This window comes from Burkholderia alba, assembly GCF_034721475.1.
Taxonomy (GTDB): domain Bacteria; phylum Pseudomonadota; class Gammaproteobacteria; order Burkholderiales; family Burkholderiaceae; genus Burkholderia; species Burkholderia alba.
Genome location: NZ_JAWJWL010000008.1, coordinates 235,212 through 250,509 on the forward strand (window position 1 = coordinate 235,212; position 15,298 = coordinate 250,509).

12 protein-coding genes are annotated in these 15,298 nt (G+C 68.0%); 1 reads left to right on the plus strand and 11 read right to left on the minus strand.

Annotation, left to right across the window (positions count from 1 at the left end; translation table 11 throughout):
- Nucleotides 1-20 precede the first annotated feature (20 nt).
- Genes RZR99_RS11770 through RZR99_RS11795 form a run of 6 tightly spaced genes read right to left on the minus strand, consistent with a single transcriptional unit; the run spans nt 21 to nt 7,752 of the window.
- Nucleotides 21-980, minus strand: coding sequence for a glycosyltransferase family 2 protein (locus RZR99_RS11770; protein ID WP_323119932.1), 960 nt, complete (start codon nt 978-980; stop codon nt 21-23).
- Between the two features lie 35 nt (nt 981-1,015).
- Entirely contained in the window at nt 1,016-3,241 is a 2,226-nt protein-coding gene (locus RZR99_RS11775; protein ID WP_323119933.1) for a polysaccharide biosynthesis tyrosine autokinase, read from the minus strand.
- Between the two features lie 50 nt (nt 3,242-3,291).
- Nucleotides 3,292-4,467, minus strand: coding sequence for a polysaccharide biosynthesis/export family protein (locus RZR99_RS11780; protein WP_323119934.1), 1,176 nt, complete (start codon nt 4,465-4,467; stop codon nt 3,292-3,294).
- Complete coding sequence (locus RZR99_RS11785; protein WP_323119935.1) at nt 4,461-4,904, minus strand: low molecular weight protein-tyrosine-phosphatase; 444 nt, start codon at nt 4,902-4,904, stop codon at nt 4,461-4,463. The genes RZR99_RS11780 and RZR99_RS11785 overlap by 7 nt, the downstream gene beginning before the upstream one ends.
- A gap of 13 nt (nt 4,905-4,917) precedes the next feature.
- Complete coding sequence (locus tag RZR99_RS11790; RefSeq protein ID WP_323119936.1) at nt 4,918-6,330, minus strand: UDP-glucose dehydrogenase family protein; 1,413 nt, start codon at nt 6,328-6,330, stop codon at nt 4,918-4,920.
- 45 nt (nt 6,331-6,375) lie between these two features.
- Nucleotides 6,376-7,752, minus strand: a complete 1,377-nt coding sequence (locus RZR99_RS11795; RefSeq protein ID WP_323119937.1) for an undecaprenyl-phosphate glucose phosphotransferase — start codon at nt 7,750-7,752, stop codon at nt 6,376-6,378.
- A 425-nt stretch (nt 7,753-8,177) separates the two neighbouring features.
- On the opposite strand from RZR99_RS11795, the gene RZR99_RS11800 reads away from it, so the two are divergent.
- Complete coding sequence (locus tag RZR99_RS11800) at nt 8,178-9,692, plus strand: mannose-1-phosphate guanylyltransferase/mannose-6-phosphate isomerase (RefSeq protein WP_323119938.1); 1,515 nt, start codon at nt 8,178-8,180, stop codon at nt 9,690-9,692.
- A gap of 66 nt (nt 9,693-9,758) precedes the next feature.
- Here RZR99_RS11800 and RZR99_RS11805 read toward each other — a convergent pair whose 3' ends face one another.
- The 5 genes from RZR99_RS11805 to RZR99_RS11825 all read right to left on the minus strand — a co-directional run bounded on the left by RZR99_RS11805 (nt 9,759) and on the right by RZR99_RS11825 (nt 15,170).
- Nucleotides 9,759-10,751: a transposase gene (locus RZR99_RS11805; RefSeq protein WP_323119939.1), complete on the minus strand. Its 993-nt coding sequence runs from the start codon at nt 10,749-10,751 to the stop codon at nt 9,759-9,761.
- Nucleotides 10,752-11,341: 590 nt separating this feature from the next.
- Nucleotides 11,342-11,923 carry a DUF3501 family protein gene (locus RZR99_RS11810; protein WP_323119940.1) on the minus strand — a complete coding sequence of 194 codons (582 nt, stop codon included), beginning with the start codon at nt 11,921-11,923 and terminating at the stop codon, nt 11,342-11,344.
- Between the two features lie 37 nt (nt 11,924-11,960).
- Nucleotides 11,961-13,298 carry a heterodisulfide reductase-related iron-sulfur binding cluster gene (locus tag RZR99_RS11815; protein WP_323119941.1) on the minus strand — a complete coding sequence of 446 codons (1,338 nt, stop codon included), beginning with the start codon at nt 13,296-13,298 and terminating at the stop codon, nt 11,961-11,963.
- A gap of 107 nt (nt 13,299-13,405) precedes the next feature.
- The gene (locus RZR99_RS11820; protein ID WP_323119942.1) at nt 13,406-13,828 is read right to left on the minus strand and encodes a rubrerythrin family protein; all 423 of its coding nucleotides are present in this window, start codon (nt 13,826-13,828) and stop codon (nt 13,406-13,408) included.
- A gap of 298 nt (nt 13,829-14,126) precedes the next feature.
- Nucleotides 14,127-15,170 carry an N-acetylmuramoyl-L-alanine amidase gene (locus RZR99_RS11825; RefSeq protein WP_323119943.1) on the minus strand — a complete coding sequence of 348 codons (1,044 nt, stop codon included), beginning with the start codon at nt 15,168-15,170 and terminating at the stop codon, nt 14,127-14,129.
- Nucleotides 15,171-15,298: the final 128 nt, after the last annotated feature.

Here is a 15,298-nt window from a genome sequence, read left to right on the forward strand (position 1 = left end):
GACGGCAGGCCGCGCGGCGCTCATGACGTCGCCCCGGGCCGGACGCGCGCCGCCGGCGCGGACACCGCGCGGCGGGCCGCCTGCGCGCCGCGCCGCACCGCGCGCCATTGCTCGCGGGTGCGCGCGCCGCGCGCCGACAGCGCGGACAGCAGCACATGCGCGACGCCCGGATACACCCGCGTCCCCACCAGCGCGTACCACCACCAGGCGGTTTCGCGCCGCAGCGGCGGCAGATGTTCGCGCAGAATCAGGTGCAGGTTGTACGCGGCATTGCCGACGGCGTTCAGCGACGCCGCATCGCGCCGGTCGTCGTCGAAGCGCTCGGCCGGATAATGGTCGACCGCGACCGCCGGGTCGTACACGAGCTTCCAGCCCGCGCGCTTGACGCTCATGCTGAACGCCATGTCGTTGTGGGCCTGCGCGCCCGCGCCGCGCAGCCGCGTATCGAAGCGCAGCTGCGCGATCGCGCCGCGCCGATAGCTCATGTTCACGCCTTTGAGCATGTCGACCTCGCGCGCGCCGCCGACGCCGAGATGATGATTGCCGATGATCTTGCCCGACGCGCTCAGGCGGCCGACCAGCGGGCGCGCCTCGTCCAGCACGCGGCCCTGCTCGTGCACCCAGTCGCGCCCGCCGAGCGCGCCCAGCGCCGGATCGGCGCGGAACGCCGCGTCGATCCGCTCGAGCCAGTCGGCGCGCGGCGCGGCATCGTCGTCGGTAATCGCGATCACGTCGCCGCGCGCGGCGTCCAGCCCGCGATTGAGCGCCGCGACCTGGCCCGGCGTCTCGATCGCGGCGACCCGCAGCGCGAGCGCGCCGCGCACCGCGGGGTCGGCGAGCCGTTCGTGGGTCGCGTCGTCGTCCGGGCGGGCGACGACGATCACTTCGTCCGGCGCGCGGCGCTGCCGGCTCAGCGCGTGCAGGCAGCGCGCGAGATCGGCGGGTCGCCGGTAGGTCGGCACGAGCACGGAGATTTTCATCGGAGCCTCGCTGATCGGAGTAGCGAAAACGCGCATCACGCGCTCAAGTATTCGTGGACCGACGCATAGCCCCGGCCGTAGCCGCGCGTGCGCGGCGGAACGCCGTTGAAGATCCCGCCCTGCAATTGCACGCCGGCGGTCCTCAGCCGCTTGATCGCGTCGCCGATCTCGCCCTCGGTATGCATGCCGGAGCGCAGCACCAGGAAGGTCGAGCCCGCGAGTTCGCCGAAGATCGTCGCGTCCGTCACGGCCAGGATCGGCGGCGAATCGACGATCACCATGTCGTAGCGCTTGCCGAGCCCGTCCAGGTACTGCGACAGGCGCGGCGACATCAGCAGCTCCGACGGATTCGGCGGACGCGAGCCGGCCGGGATGAACGACAGGCCTTTCACCGGCGTGTCGCGAATCGCCTCTTCCAGCGCGACCTGGTCGCTCAGCAGTTCCGACAGCCCTTGCTTCGCGCTGACGTCGAAATAGCGGTCGAGCGTACCGCGCCGCATGTCGGCATCGATCAGCAGCACCCGTTTGCCCGAATGCGCGAGCAGCGCGGCGAGGTTCACGGTCAGGAAGCTCTTGCCGATGCCCGGCGTCGGGCCGGTCAGCACGATCACGTGGTTCTTCGCGTCCATCAGCGCGAACTGCATCGCGGTGCGCAGGCTGCGCAGGCTTTCGACGCTCAGATCCTTGGGCCGCACGCAAGCGAGGATCGGCCGCACCCCGTTGCCGCTCTTGTCGGCGCTCGCGTCGAGCTTCGCCTGCTCCGCGCTGAGCGGCACGAGGCCGTAGAGCGGCAGGTTGAACGCGCGCTCGATGCGCTCCGGATCCTCGATGCCGTGGAACAGGTTGCGGCGCAGGAACACCACGCCCGTGCCGAGAATCAGCCCGAGAATCACGGCCGCCGACAGGATCAGCACCTTCTTCGGCTTGACCGGCGCACCGGGGCGCAGCGCCGCGTCGACCAGCCGGATGTTGCCGCCCGTCCCCGCCTTCTGCACCGACAGCTCCTGCACGCGGTTCAGCAGCAGCACATAGATGTCCTCGGCGACCTTCGCGTTGCGCTGCAGCGCGACGGCCTTCACCTCGGTCGCGGGCAGGCTGCGAAAACGCTCGCTGAACTTGTTCTGTTCCACCTGGAGCTGCGCGAGCTGCTGCTTCGCCGCCTGCACCATCGGATGCGCATCGGTGAAGCGCTGCGCGAGCGACGCGAGCTGCAGGCGCTGCGCGGCGATCTGCTGCTCGTACTGGACGCTGCCCTCGAGATACACCTTCGCCTCGTCGCTCGCGTCGATCGACCCCGACGTGCGCTGATACTCGGTCAGCGCCGCCTCGGCGCGCTCGAGATCCGACTTCAGGCGCGGCTCCTCGCTCTTCAGAAAGTCGAGCATCTTGCTCGCCTCCGCCTGTTTGCTGGTCACATGCTGGTGCAGGTACGACTGCGCGAGCGCATTGGCGATCAGCGCGGTCTGGTCCGGGTCCTTGCCCTCGAGCGAGATCTGGATCACGCCTGTCTGCTTGCCCTGCTCCGTCACCTGGATCGCCGATTGGAAGCCGGTGATCGCATCCAGATCGTTCTGCCGGACCACCGTGAACCGGGTGCCCGGCCGCGCGACCAGCTTGTCGACGGTGAGAGTCACGCCGCCGCCCTGCTCGCTCTCGCCGACCTTGCCGCGCAGCAGCAGCGCGCCGTCGTCGTCGGCGAGCGTGTAGTCGCCCGCCGCGCCGGCCGTCAGGATCAGCGGCCGGCCTTCGAGCGCGGGCGTCACCTCGATCGTGTCGACGCTCGCCAGCTCCCCGCCCCACGCGTACGAGCCCATGCCGAGCCACGGCTTCGCGGGCCGCCCGGGCGTGGCGATCCGCGCGGCGATGCTGCCGAGCAGCGGGAACGCCTTCGGCGTCACCGAGAAGTTGAGCTTGCACTGTTCGACCACCGGCCCGACCACGCCGCGGCTCTTGATGATCTCGATCTCCGCGTCGGTCGCGGGGGTCGGCGGGCCGCTGCTGATCACCGCGCCGGTCTGCGTCTGCGTGAGCGCCTGCGACGTGTTGTCGCCCGCCTCGACCCGCACGTGCGCATCGGCCGAGTACACCGGCTTCGCGACATAGCAATACAGCGCCGCCAGCGCGACCACCGTGAGCGCGATGCCGAGCAGCAGCCAGATATCGTCGAGGATCACCTGGATCAGCTGGCCGAGGACGACGTCCTCCTCCTCGGTCTTGGCCGCCAGATCCGCGTACGGATGTTTCGCTTGGGTATTCACCATGCATTCCCGCTTGAGGTTGAGGCGGGCCGGACGAACCGGCCCGGGACCGATCAGCGCGTGATCTGTTTCATGTAGTAGATCGACTGGATCGTCGGAAACACCTGTTGGAGAATCCGGTTGAATTGCACCGACGCGGCGGTGCCGACATACACCACGTCGAGCGGCTTCAGCTGGAAGCGGCTCGACAGCATCAATGCGTCGGGCTGCGTCATGTCGAGACGAAAGATGTCGGGCGTGTCCGGCTTGTCCTGCAGGTCGCGCAGCACGTAGATCTGGCGCGGGTTCGCGTCGGTGTCGAGAATCCCGCCGCCCGCGGTCAGCGCGTCGGCGATCGTCAGCCGGCCCTTCAGCATCGGCACCGTCGCGGGCGTCTTCACCTCGCCCATCACGAATACGCGGCTGTCGCTGCGGTCGGGCACGTTGACGATGTCGCCCGCCTGCAGCATCACGTTCTGCGAGATCTCGCCGCGATCGAGCACGCCGTTCGCGTCGAGCTGGTAGAAGCGGCCGTCGCGCGTGAGCCGCACGCGCTGCAGATCCGCTTCCGTCGTCGAGCCGCCCGAGCGCGTGATCGCATCGACGAGCCGCAGCGGCACGTCGGTGATCGCCAGCGGACCGGGCGTGCGAACCTCGCCCGTCACCTGCACTTTCTGGCTGCGGTACGACAGCACGCGCACGTCGATCTGCGGATTCTTCACGTAGCGCGAAAGCTTCGCCGCCAGTTCGTCGCGTACCTCCTCGACCGTCTTGCCCACGGCGCGCATGCGCCCCACGAACGGGAAGAAGATCGTGCCGTCGGCATTCACCGTCTGCCCGTAGGGATCGGCCTGGCCCGGCAGCGCGTTGGTGTACGGCTGCTGCAGCGCGCCCGCGACGGTCTGCGTGGTGTTGCCGCCGCTGGAGAACGACTGGCCCTGCGGCGTGGTCAGCTCGGGATGATCCCAGACCGTCACGCCGAGAATGTCCTGCGGCGCGATCCGATACAGGTACTGCGACGCGTCGGCGAAGCGGTCGGCGGGCAGCGGCCGCGCGGCGCGCTGGGCATCGGCCTGCGCGACGATCAGCTTCGCGTCGATCAGGCGCACCTGATAGTTCGCGCTCGGCGTCGCGTCGTCGTCGTGCAGGCGCGACGTATCGAGATGATTGCCGGGCGCCGTCGAGCAGGCCGACAGCAGCGCGGTCAGGGTAGCGGCGGCGGCCCACGGGACCAGTGTGCGAGTCAGCATATCTTGTGCAGCCATCCTTGAACCAGTCGTTCGATCAATGCATAGCTTTCGCGGTAATCGGCTTCGAGGCCGCCGTGCGGATCGGCGATCTCGGCGTCCTCCCATTTGCCGAGCAGATGCACCTTGCCGCGCGCGTACGGGTCGAGCGCCTCGACCGCCGCGATCTGTCCGCGCTCGCTGACGAGCACCAGATCGGCGTCGCGCACGATGCCCCGGCTCAGGCGGCGCGAGCGGTGCGTCGACGCGTCGACGCCGCGTTCCGCGAGCAGCCGCGACATCACCGGATCGATGTCGTCGCCTTCGTTCGCGTCGATGCCGGCGGAATGGAACGCGCGGGCGGTCTGCGCGCCGCGCGGCGCCAGCGCCCTGAACAGCAGCTCGGCGGCCGGGCTGCGGCAGACGTTCGCATGACAGACGATGAGAATGTTCCTGAACATGAGCGCGCCGCCGTCAGGCCGTCGTGCGCGCGGCGGACGCGATGCGCGGCGCGGCGTGCGGCCGCGCATCCGGCCGGCCGATCGCGTGGTACTCGACGCCCAGCTCGCGCATCGCGAGCGGTTCGTACAGGTTGCGGCCGTCGAAGATCACCGGGGTCTTCCAGCGCGCGCCGAGCACCGCGAAATCGGGGCTCTTGAACGCCTTCCATTCGGTGACGATCACGAGCGCGTCGGCGTCCTGCGCGGCCTGCGCCTCGTCGTCGACGAACGCGAGCCGCGCGAGCCGCTCGGGGTGAGCGTGCAGATCGAGCGCGAGCACGCGCTGCGCTTCGGCACGCGCCACCGGATCGTAGGCGGCGACCCGCGCGCCGCGTTCGAGCAGTTCGGCGATCAGCGCGCGGCTCGGCGCCTCGCGCATGTCGTCGGTGTTCGGCTTGAACGCGAGCCCCCACACGCCGAACCTGCGGCCGGTCAGGTCGTCGCCGAAGCGCGCGACGATCTTGCCCGCGAGCACCTGCTTCTGCGCGGCGTTGACCGCCGACACCGCCTGCAGGATCCGCAGCGGCTGGTCGTGCGCGTGAGCCGTGCGGATCAGCGCCTCGACGTCCTTCGGGAAACACGACCCGCCGTAGCCGCAGCCCGCGTACAGGAAGTGATAGCCGATGCGCGGATCGGAGCCGATGCCGCGCCGCACCGCCTCGATGTCCGCGCCGAAGCGGTCGGCGAGATTCGCCAGCTCGTTCATGAAGGAGATCCGCGTCGCCAGCATCGCGTTCGCCGCGTACTTGGTGAACTCGGCGGAGCGCACGTCCATGTAGAGCGTGCGCTCGTGATTGCGGTTGAACGGCGCGTAGAGCTTCTTCATCAGCTCGCGCGCCTTTTCGCCGGGCACGTCGTCGTCGCAGCCGATCACGATGCGGTCCGGCCGGGTGAAATCGTCGATCGCCGCGCCTTCCTTCAGGAACTCCGGGTTCGACACGACCGAGAACATCGCGTCCTCGCCGCGCGCGCGCAGTTCGTCCGCGATCGCCGCCCGCACCCGCTCGGCGGTGCCCACCGGCACCGTCGACTTGTCGACGATCACCTTGAACGACGTCATGTGGCGGCCGATGTTGCGCGCGGCCGCCAGCACGTACTGCAGATCGGCGGAGCCGTCCTCGTCGGGCGGCGTGCCGACCGCGATGAACTGCACCTCGCCGTGCGCGACCGCCGCCTCGGCGTCGGTCGAGAACTGCAGCCGCCCCGCCGCGCGATTGCGCGCGATCAGCTCGCGCAGGCCCGGCTCGTGGATCGGCACGCCGCCGCCGTCGAGGATGTCGATCTTCGCCCGATCGACGTCGAGACAGAACACGTCGTGCCCGATGTCCGCCAGGCACGCGCCCGTCACGAGCCCCACGTAACCGCTGCCGATGATAGTCAGATTCATGTGTCGGACCTCTTGCCCGGTGAGTTGAAAGCCGCGTCGCCGCGCTCAGTACGCATTGCTGCCGGAAAACCCCTTCCACAACGTCAGCGCGACGATCTTGATGTCGAGCCAGAACGACCAGTTCTGCATGTAGTACAGATCGAGCTTCACGCGGCCCATCATCTTCTCGATGCGGTCGGTCTCGCCGCGAAAGCCGTTGATCTGCGCCCAGCCGGTGATGCCCGGCTTGATCCGGTAGCGGAACATGTAGCCCTTCACCAGATCCTTGTAGATGTCGTCGTGCTCGAGCGCGTGCGGGCGCGGCCCCACCACCGACATCTCGCCCTTCAGCACGTTGATGAACTGCGGCAGCTCGTCGAGGCTCGTGCGGCGCAGGAAGCGCCCGACCGGCGTCACGCGCGTGTCGTTCTTCTTCGCCTGCGTCACCCGGCCGGCGGCCTCGTGATGCACCTTCATCGAGCGGAACTTGTAGATCTCGAACTCGTTGCCGTCGATGCCCTTGCGCTTCTGCCGGAACAGCACCGGGCCGGGCGAGCTCAGCTTGATCAGCGCCGCGATCGCGAGCATCACGGGCGACAGCATCGCGAGCGCGGTCAGCGCGAACATCCGGTCGAACACGAACTTCGGCAGGATCCGCACGTCGGTGATCGGCGACGCCGCCAGGTTGATCGCCGGCACGCCGAGCAGCTCGACCACCTCCTGATTGAAGAACGACAGGCTGCGCACGTCGGGAATGAAGCGGATGTTGACGAAATCGTGGCGGAACTCCGTCACGATCCGGTGGATCTGCCGCTCCTCGGAAATCGGCAGCGCGAGCCATAGCTCGCGAATCTCGCGGCCGCGCACCAGCCGCACCAGTTCGGCGAAGCGGCGCTCGACCCGCACCTGCTCCAGCAGGTCGCCCACCGCCGCGCCGCTCTCGTCGTAGATGCACGCGGGGCTGAAGCCCGCTTCCGGACGCGCGCGCATCTGGCCGATCAGGCGCCGCGTCGCGGGCGTGCCGCCGACGATCGCGACCGGCTTGTGATTGAAGCCTTCGCGCCGCAGCCGGCGCAGCACCGCATGCACGCCTGCCTTCGAGGCGAGCAGCAGCCCGATCGTCGCGAGCGCCCAGTAGCCGAGCCACAGGCGCGACAGGTCGCCCGCGTGATGGAAGCTGAAGCTCATCAGGACGCCCGCGCCCTCGACGATCAGCCACGCCGCCGCGACGCGCCACAGCAGGCCGAATACCGGCTTGCCCCGCCACGACTGGTAGATGCCGAACGCGGGAAAGAACACCACGACGAGCATGCAGTTGAACGCCACCATCGTGCGCTGCAGTTCGTCGAGCCAGGCCAGCCGGCCGTCGTGCAGCGCGGCGGCGATCAGCGCGCCCGCCACCGCCACCGCGATATCGATCATCCTCGCCAGCACGCTCAACATGGTCGCTTCCTCGTTAGACGGAGACCCGTGCGCGCCACCCGCCGCCCGGCCGATTCATTGCTGCATGGCGCTATTGAACCGGCAATAAAATTCCTACCGCAAGCGCACAAGTATTTCTAAAAATAATCGGCAAATTTTTCTAATTAATCGATAATTTTTATCGGCATGTTTTGCCGGAACGCCTGCGCGACGATCCGGCGTACGGCGCGGACACCCTACCTGTTTCGACCGCTCATCAAGGCTCGCCGGCCTTTCCTTCATTTATTTTTTAATTTTTTATTCGAACGAAACGGTTTCTTCGCAAACCGTTATTTGCTTCATTCAGGGCGCCCTCATTCAAGCGGACGGACGCGGCCGATCCTTTAATTGTCGATTAACGTCGTGCTACAAATTTGCGCATTGTCCTGTCATCTAGGAGTGCCATCATGAATGCTCCGGCGGCTGTCGCCGACTCCCTGTCCCCGTCGTCGTCCGCCGCGGGCACGCGGCCCGCCGTCCGGCTGGTCGTGCTCGCGGGCGGCTCCGGCACGCGGCTCTGGCCGATGTCGCGCGAGCATCACCCGAAGCAGCTGATCGGACTGCTCGGCAACGACTCGCTGCTGCAATCGACGACGCGCCGCCTCGACGGCTTCGCCGCCGGCTACCCGGTCGCGGACGAACTGCTGGTGGTGTGCGGCGAGGATCACCGCTTCACGACCGCGGAACAGCTGCGGGTCGCGGGCAAGTCCGCGGCGATCCTGCTCGAACCGCTCGGCCGCGACACCGCGCCGGCTCTGACGATCGCCGCGCTGCGCGCGGTCGCGGACGGCGGCGATCCCGTGCTGACGGTGATGCCGGCCGATCACGCGATCGCCGATCTCGCGCACTTCCAGGCCGCGCTCGCGGCCGGCGTGCAGCATGCCGCGCAGGGCCGGATCGCGACGATGGGGATCGTGCCGACCCACGCCGAAACCGCCTACGGCTACCTCCGGGTCGGCGATCCGGCGGGCGACGTGCGCGGCATCGCCGTCCGCCGCCTCGACCGCTTCGTCGAAAAACCGCATCTCGAACTCGCGCAGCAATACGTCGCGTCGGGCGAGTACTGGTGGAACAGCGGCATCTTCATCGTGCGCGCGTCCGTCTGGCTGAAAGCGGTTCGTCATTTCCAGCCGGCGATCCACGATGCGTGCGAACGCGCGGTCGCGCTCGGCCAGGACGACGGCCCGTTCTTCCGGGTCGAGCGCGACAGCTTCGCCGCGTCGCCGGCCAACTCGATCGACTATGCGGTGATGGAGCCGCTCGCGAACCTGCCCGACGTCTGCCAGAGCGTCGTCGTGCCGCTCGACGCGGGCTGGTCCGACGTCGGCTCGTGGGATGCGCTCTGGCAAATATCGGAGAAGGACGAGGCCGGCAACGTGGCGCGCGGGCGCGTGATGTTCGAGGGCGCGGCGTCGACCTTCGCGCATTCGGAAGGACGCCTGATCGCCTGCGTCGGCACCCGGGATCTGGTGGTGGTCGAAACGCCCGACGCGGTGCTGGTCGCCGACAAGGCGCACGTGCAGGACGTGAAGAAGATCGTCGGCCGCCTCAAGAGCGCCGGCGGCCCGGAAGCGTCCGACCATCGCAAGGTACACCGGCCCTGGGGCCACTACGACTCGGTCGACGCGGGCGAGCGCTTCCAGGTGAAGCGCATCGTCGTGAAGCCGGGCGCGAGGCTGTCGTTGCAGATGCATCACCATCGGGCCGAGCACTGGATCGTCGTGCGCGGAACCGCCCGCATCACGCGCGGCGACGAAACCTTCCTGCTGTCGGAAAACGAATCGACCTATATCCCGCTCGGGGTCTCGCACCGGCTCGACAACCCCGGCAAGATGCCGCTCGAACTGATCGAGGTGCAGTCGGGCGCCTACCTCGGCGAAGACGACATCGTGCGTTTCGACGATACCTACGGACGCCGCTGAGCGGCCCTCGGCCCGCCCGGCCGCATGCCGCGCCGGCGGCGGCGCGGGCAGGGCCGCCGGGCCGGATCACCCGACCCGATACGCGTATTCGTGGTGTTCAGCGTTCGTCTGCGGCCCGTCGCCGCGGGCGTCCGCCAGCGCCACGTGACGTTCCGGCGCGAAGCGCTTGATCCCGCCGCCCTCTCCCGCCGACAGCGCCGCGAGCCCCGCCAGGGTCGGCACGTCGGCGACCGCGTCGGCCTGCGGCCTGACCGGCCCCGCCACGGCCTGGTCGCTCGCGCCATGCCGATCGATCCACTGCCGCGCCCATTCGAGCGCGTATTGCTCGGCCGCCTCGGCATCGGTGAAGCGCGGGCCGATCAGGCCTGAGCGTTCGACGCGCCGGTCGTCCTGCGTAATCTCCGCCCAGGCGCGATACATCAGGTTCTGCACCGGCTGCGCGATGCCGCACAGCGTGTAGCCGCGATAGGTTTCGGTCTGCGGCGAGATCGTCGCGAAGCTGACCGATGCGGCATGCGCCTTCGCATGGCGTTCGTCCGGCGCGGGCGCGCCGGGCACCGCGAAGCCGTGCCGGGCGTAGGTGTCGTCCCGCACCGTATCGTCGACCCGGTGCACGCGCGCGCCGAAGCCGGCATCGCCGCACCAGCCGTGCTCGTGCGCGGAAGGCAGCTGCCACGATTCCGGGTTTTGCCAGAACACCCCGCGCAAGCGGTCGCAATCGGCCGCCGGTTCGGCGCGGCGGACCGGCGCGGCAGGCTCGGGCGGCGGCGGGATGTAGGCGAACGATCGTCCGCTCTGCTCCATCAGCAGCCGGATCATGTCGCCGAGCGTGCCGCTCGCCAGCCACTCCTCGAAACGCCGCCGGCAGGTCGGCCCCGACGGGTAGCGGCCCGGCAGCTTCGACCAGGGCTCGCCGGTGGTCAGAATCCACAGCACCGCATTGGCGACGACGCGGTTCTCGGCACGCGGCCGGCCGCGGCGATTCAGGCGGATCGGCTCATCGGCGATCAGTGTCGAAAGACGAATCCACTCTTCATCGTTTAGCTCATCGAAGAACATAGATCTCTCCACGCAGCCAGGCCGGGCTGCGATTGGCTGCGCAGTCGCGGGCAGGCTGCGCCCGCTGCTGCGGCAAGGTTGCACATTGTCGCTAGTTAGCAGTGCATGCCGACGGATTGCGCACAGATCCAGTGCCGCAATTCCCGGCAATGACGCACAAAACCCTGTCTCCCGGGTGAGCGATATTTATTGTGCATGAAGCATACCATCTTGAGGGTTTATCTCAATATGGCAATTCCTTTATGTTACTCACTGAAACAAGATTCCGCCCAATCGAAATCAAGCCGTGTATGCAATTTTGATGGTTTCTTTATTCGATTGGCCGCATAGGCCCGTTAGACGGCCGTCTCAGCCGATCGGAAGACCGTCCGATACCGGTTCCCGGGTATGCTTCGACCCCATGCGGAATCATTTTCCGATACTCGTCATGTATCGGTAAATTCGAGCTAAATTCATTACCGATTATTTAACAATCGGCAATCGAGGCAAGCTCCGGCATTCAAATAACCACTGCATACAATCTCATAAATGATTGAATGCAATGCATGACAGCAATGTGTATGAATGCCGCCGGCGCTTGCGCCGCAGACCTAACGAAGATCGGCGGCGAGCGACGCCGCGACGTCGGCGGGGATCGGCCGGGCGGGGGCCGGATAGTGCGGGTGGTCGCAGCCGATCGACAGTGTCGCGCCGGCTTTCAGTCCGGCTTTCATCGCACCGGTGAATTCGAAGCGGACGAAGTGCACGGCGGAGGTCTTCTCCGCCGTGTCACGCTCGAGATCCTCGTCGGCGATCGCGTAGACGGGCGGCTCGCCGTCCACCACCAGGAACACCCGGTCCTCGATCCCGATCAGCCGCGCGAGCGCCGCGCGCCGTTCCGCTTCGTGCGGATATTCGATCTGCAGCGTCGCCTTCAGGTTGCTCCCGTCCGGCACGAGCGGCAGATAGGCGTCCAGTTCGTCCGCGATCCCGGCGTCGTCGAAGATCTTTTCGATGTGCAGCATCTCCTGGATCTGATAGCGAATCGTCGTCTCGTCCTCGAACAGGAAGCGCAGATGGTCGCCGAGCGAGACCGCGCGGCGCTTCTTGTATTCGATCAGGCGCGCATGCTCCGCCTTGCGCACGCGGGCATAGGCTTCGAGCGTCAGCAGCGAATCGCGGGAAAGCGTCATGGCGTGATTCTCCTCGGCGGGGCCGCGCGGCGGCCGGTCAGATCCCGTAGGCCTTGCGCAGCAGCGTGAGCGGATGGGCCAGCGGCGCGGGCCGCAAGCCGGCTTCGTCGATACCCTGCGCGATGTGGTGGCCGGCGAGCGCGCAATCGGACGACAGGTAGTCGGGGGCGTCCCCCGCCATCGCCTTGGCCACCGGCGCGCCGATCCGCATCGCGTCCGCATGGAAAGCCTTCTTCACGCCGAACGTCCCCGCGTGCCCCGAGCAGCGCTCGACGACGTTCACCTGCGTGCCGGGGACGAGCGACAGCGCGTCGGCGGTCTTGCGGCCGATGTTCTGCACCCGCGCGTGACAGGGCACGTGATACGAAACCGTTCCCAGCGCCGCCTTGAAATCGGTCTTGAGCAGGCCGTCGCGATGCCGCGCGATCACGTACTCGAACGGATCCCAGAACGCGTCGGCGACCGCGCGGACGTCGGCGTCGTCGGGAAACATCAGCGGCAGCTCGCTCTTGTACATCAGCACGCAGCTCGGAATCGCGCCGATCAGCGCGTAGCCGTCGCGCGCGTAACCGGCCAGCACGGGGATGTTGCGCGCCTTCTTCGCCGCGACGCCGTCGAGGTTGCCCTGTTCGAGCAGCGGCATCCCGCAGCAGACTTCGCTCCCGACCAGTTCGTAGGGAATATCGTTGTGCGCGAGGATCGCGAGTAGATCGTGGCCGATGCCCGGCTCGTTGAAGTTCACGTAGCAGGTTGCATAGATCGCGACCTTGCCCGGCGTGCGTTCGCCGTCGCGCAGCGGCGCGATCGGCGAGCGCTGCGCCGCGCCGCGAAACTTCCGCGCGGCGAATTCGGGCAGCCACGCGCGGCGATCCACGCCGAGCGCCGCCTCCAGCGCGCCGCGCGCGGGCGCGGTGCGGTTCACCGCGTTGACCGCCTGCGTGACGACCGGAATGCCGGCCAGATGGCCGAGCGCGTCGGTGTTCGACAGCAGCCTGTCGCGCAGCGCGAGTTCGCCGCGCTTGTAGCGCGCCGCCTTCGCGCGCAGCATCAGATGCGGCACGTCGACGTCCCACGGATGCGGCGGCACGTACGGGCATTTCGTCATGTAGCAGAGATCGCACAGATAGCACTGATCGACGACCTTGCCGAACGACGCCGGATCGACCTCGTGCGCTTCGCCGGTATCCGTCTCGTCGACGAGGTCGAAGAGCGCCGGAAACGCGCCGCACAACGACACGCAGCGCCGGCAGCCGGCGCAGATGTCGAACACGCGCGTCAATTCCCGGTCGATCGCGCCCTGGTCGTAGAACGCCTCCGAGCGCCAGTCGAGCGGGTGCCGGGTCGGGGCCTCCAGACTGCCTTCCTTGTGGGGCATGGCGCAGCTCCATCGGGTTGCGCGCGGCCGCGCCGCGGCCCGCGCCATCGGGGTCCGGCTCGCGGCCGGGCGCCGCGCCGGGCACGGCGGTCCGCCGGGCGGCGGATTCAGTCGACCAGCGCGTCGAGCGCCTTCGTATAGCGGTTCGCGTGACTGCGCTCCGCCTTCGCGAGCGTCTCGAACCAGTTCGAGATCTCGTCGAAACCCTCTTCGCGCGCGGTCTTCGCCATGCCGGGGTACATGTCGGTGTATTCGTGGGTTTCCCCCGCGACGGCCGACTGCAGATTGAGTCGCGACGAACCGAACGGCAAGCCCGTCGCCGGGTCGCCCACCGCCTCCAGGTATTCGAGGTGGCCGTGCGCATGCCCCGTTTCGCCTTCCGCGGTCGAGCGGAACAGCGCGGCGACGTCGTTCTGTCCCTCTACGTCAGCCTTCGCCGCGAAGTACAGGTAACGCCGGTTGGCCTGCGATTCACCGGCAAACGCATCCTTCAGGTTCTGTTCGGTTTTGCTGCCTTTGAGCTGAGCCATCTGTGCCTCCGTGTCTCATGCCGGCGCGCGGCCGCGCCGAGCCGGACGACCGATTGTGGGGAACGATGCGCGCAACGTGCTGCCTGCCGCCCGGCATCGTGCCTTTAAATCTAGGTGGTCGCCCGCGCATTCCCCAATTGGCTTTTTCAATGCAGCCGATAGCCGCCGATGCGGCGGCCGGGGTGCCCCGCGCGGCCGCCGCCGGCCCGGTTCCTTTCGGATCGATCGGGCCGGCCGGACGGCGCGGCCGCTCGCGGCATTCGCTTTCGCGCGGCCGGGCGCGCCGGAGCGGACGGCGTTACCGCGCAGGCGGCACCGGCCAGACGTCGCTGCCCTTTTCTCCGCCGACGGGCTGGCCGTCACCCGGCAATGCCTGCCGGTTCAGCGAGCGGCTGCGGTTGAAGTACTTCTCGAGCAGCGCATCGAGCAATGCGACCGTTTCCACGTCGGGCACGCCGTCATAGCGCGTCGGGCGAAAATGCATCTGGAACGCCGACACCACGTTGACGGTCTGCGCATCGAGCACGCCCGTTTGCGGCGTGTCGTAGCCGTAGGCGAGCAGCTTCGACTGCAGCGCGGCCACGTCGCCGCCATACGGGCGGCTGGTCCGGTAGAACTCGACCGCGCCGGCCTCGGGCCACGCGCCCACCTGATACTGCTCGTAGAGCTTGCGCCACGGGAACAGCGGACCCGGATCGAACTTGCGGCCGGGCGCGACGTCCGAATGCCCGACCACCTTGTGCGGCAGGATCTGGTGACGCTTGACCACGTCGGCCGCGATCGGACCGAACACCGCCAGTTGCGCATCCGAGTACGGATACCAGCGGCGGTTCATCACGGGCAGCGTTTCGTCCGCGGCCGGAAACCCGAGATTGACGATCTCGATGCCGACCGAACTCGCATTGAGCATCCGGTCGCCCTGCCAGTAGCTGATGCCCGCGTGCCACGCCCGCCGCGCTTCCGGCACGAGCTGGTACACCCTGAAGCGCCCCTGGCCGTCGGCCGCGTCGGGCACGAGGTAGTGCGCGCTCACCTGCTTCTGCGGATCGGTGAGCGACGCCAGCGAGTCCGCCAGCGCTTGCGCCGTGTAGTGCAGCACCAGCGTGCGCACCCGCGAATCCTGGTTCGGCGACTGGATCGACGTATCGATGACGTAGCGCGTGCCGCTCGCCGCATCGCTCGACGGCGCGCTCTCCTGCGCCTGCGCCGTCGAGATCACGCCGTCCGCGCCGCCGCACGCGACGAGCGGCAGCGCCAGCACGCCGACCGGCAGCACCGACGAACGCGCCAGAAAATTCCGCCGACGGCCATCGACGGTTCCCGCTTGTTTTTCTTCAACCATGCCCTCTTCCACCCCACTCATGATGTTCGTTCGAGAATCAGCGCGCGGCGCTGAACGGAGACTGCGCACGCAACCCTATGCGCAATAATGTGGAGTCGTCCGAATCAAATGAGTTCCGGCGAACCGCG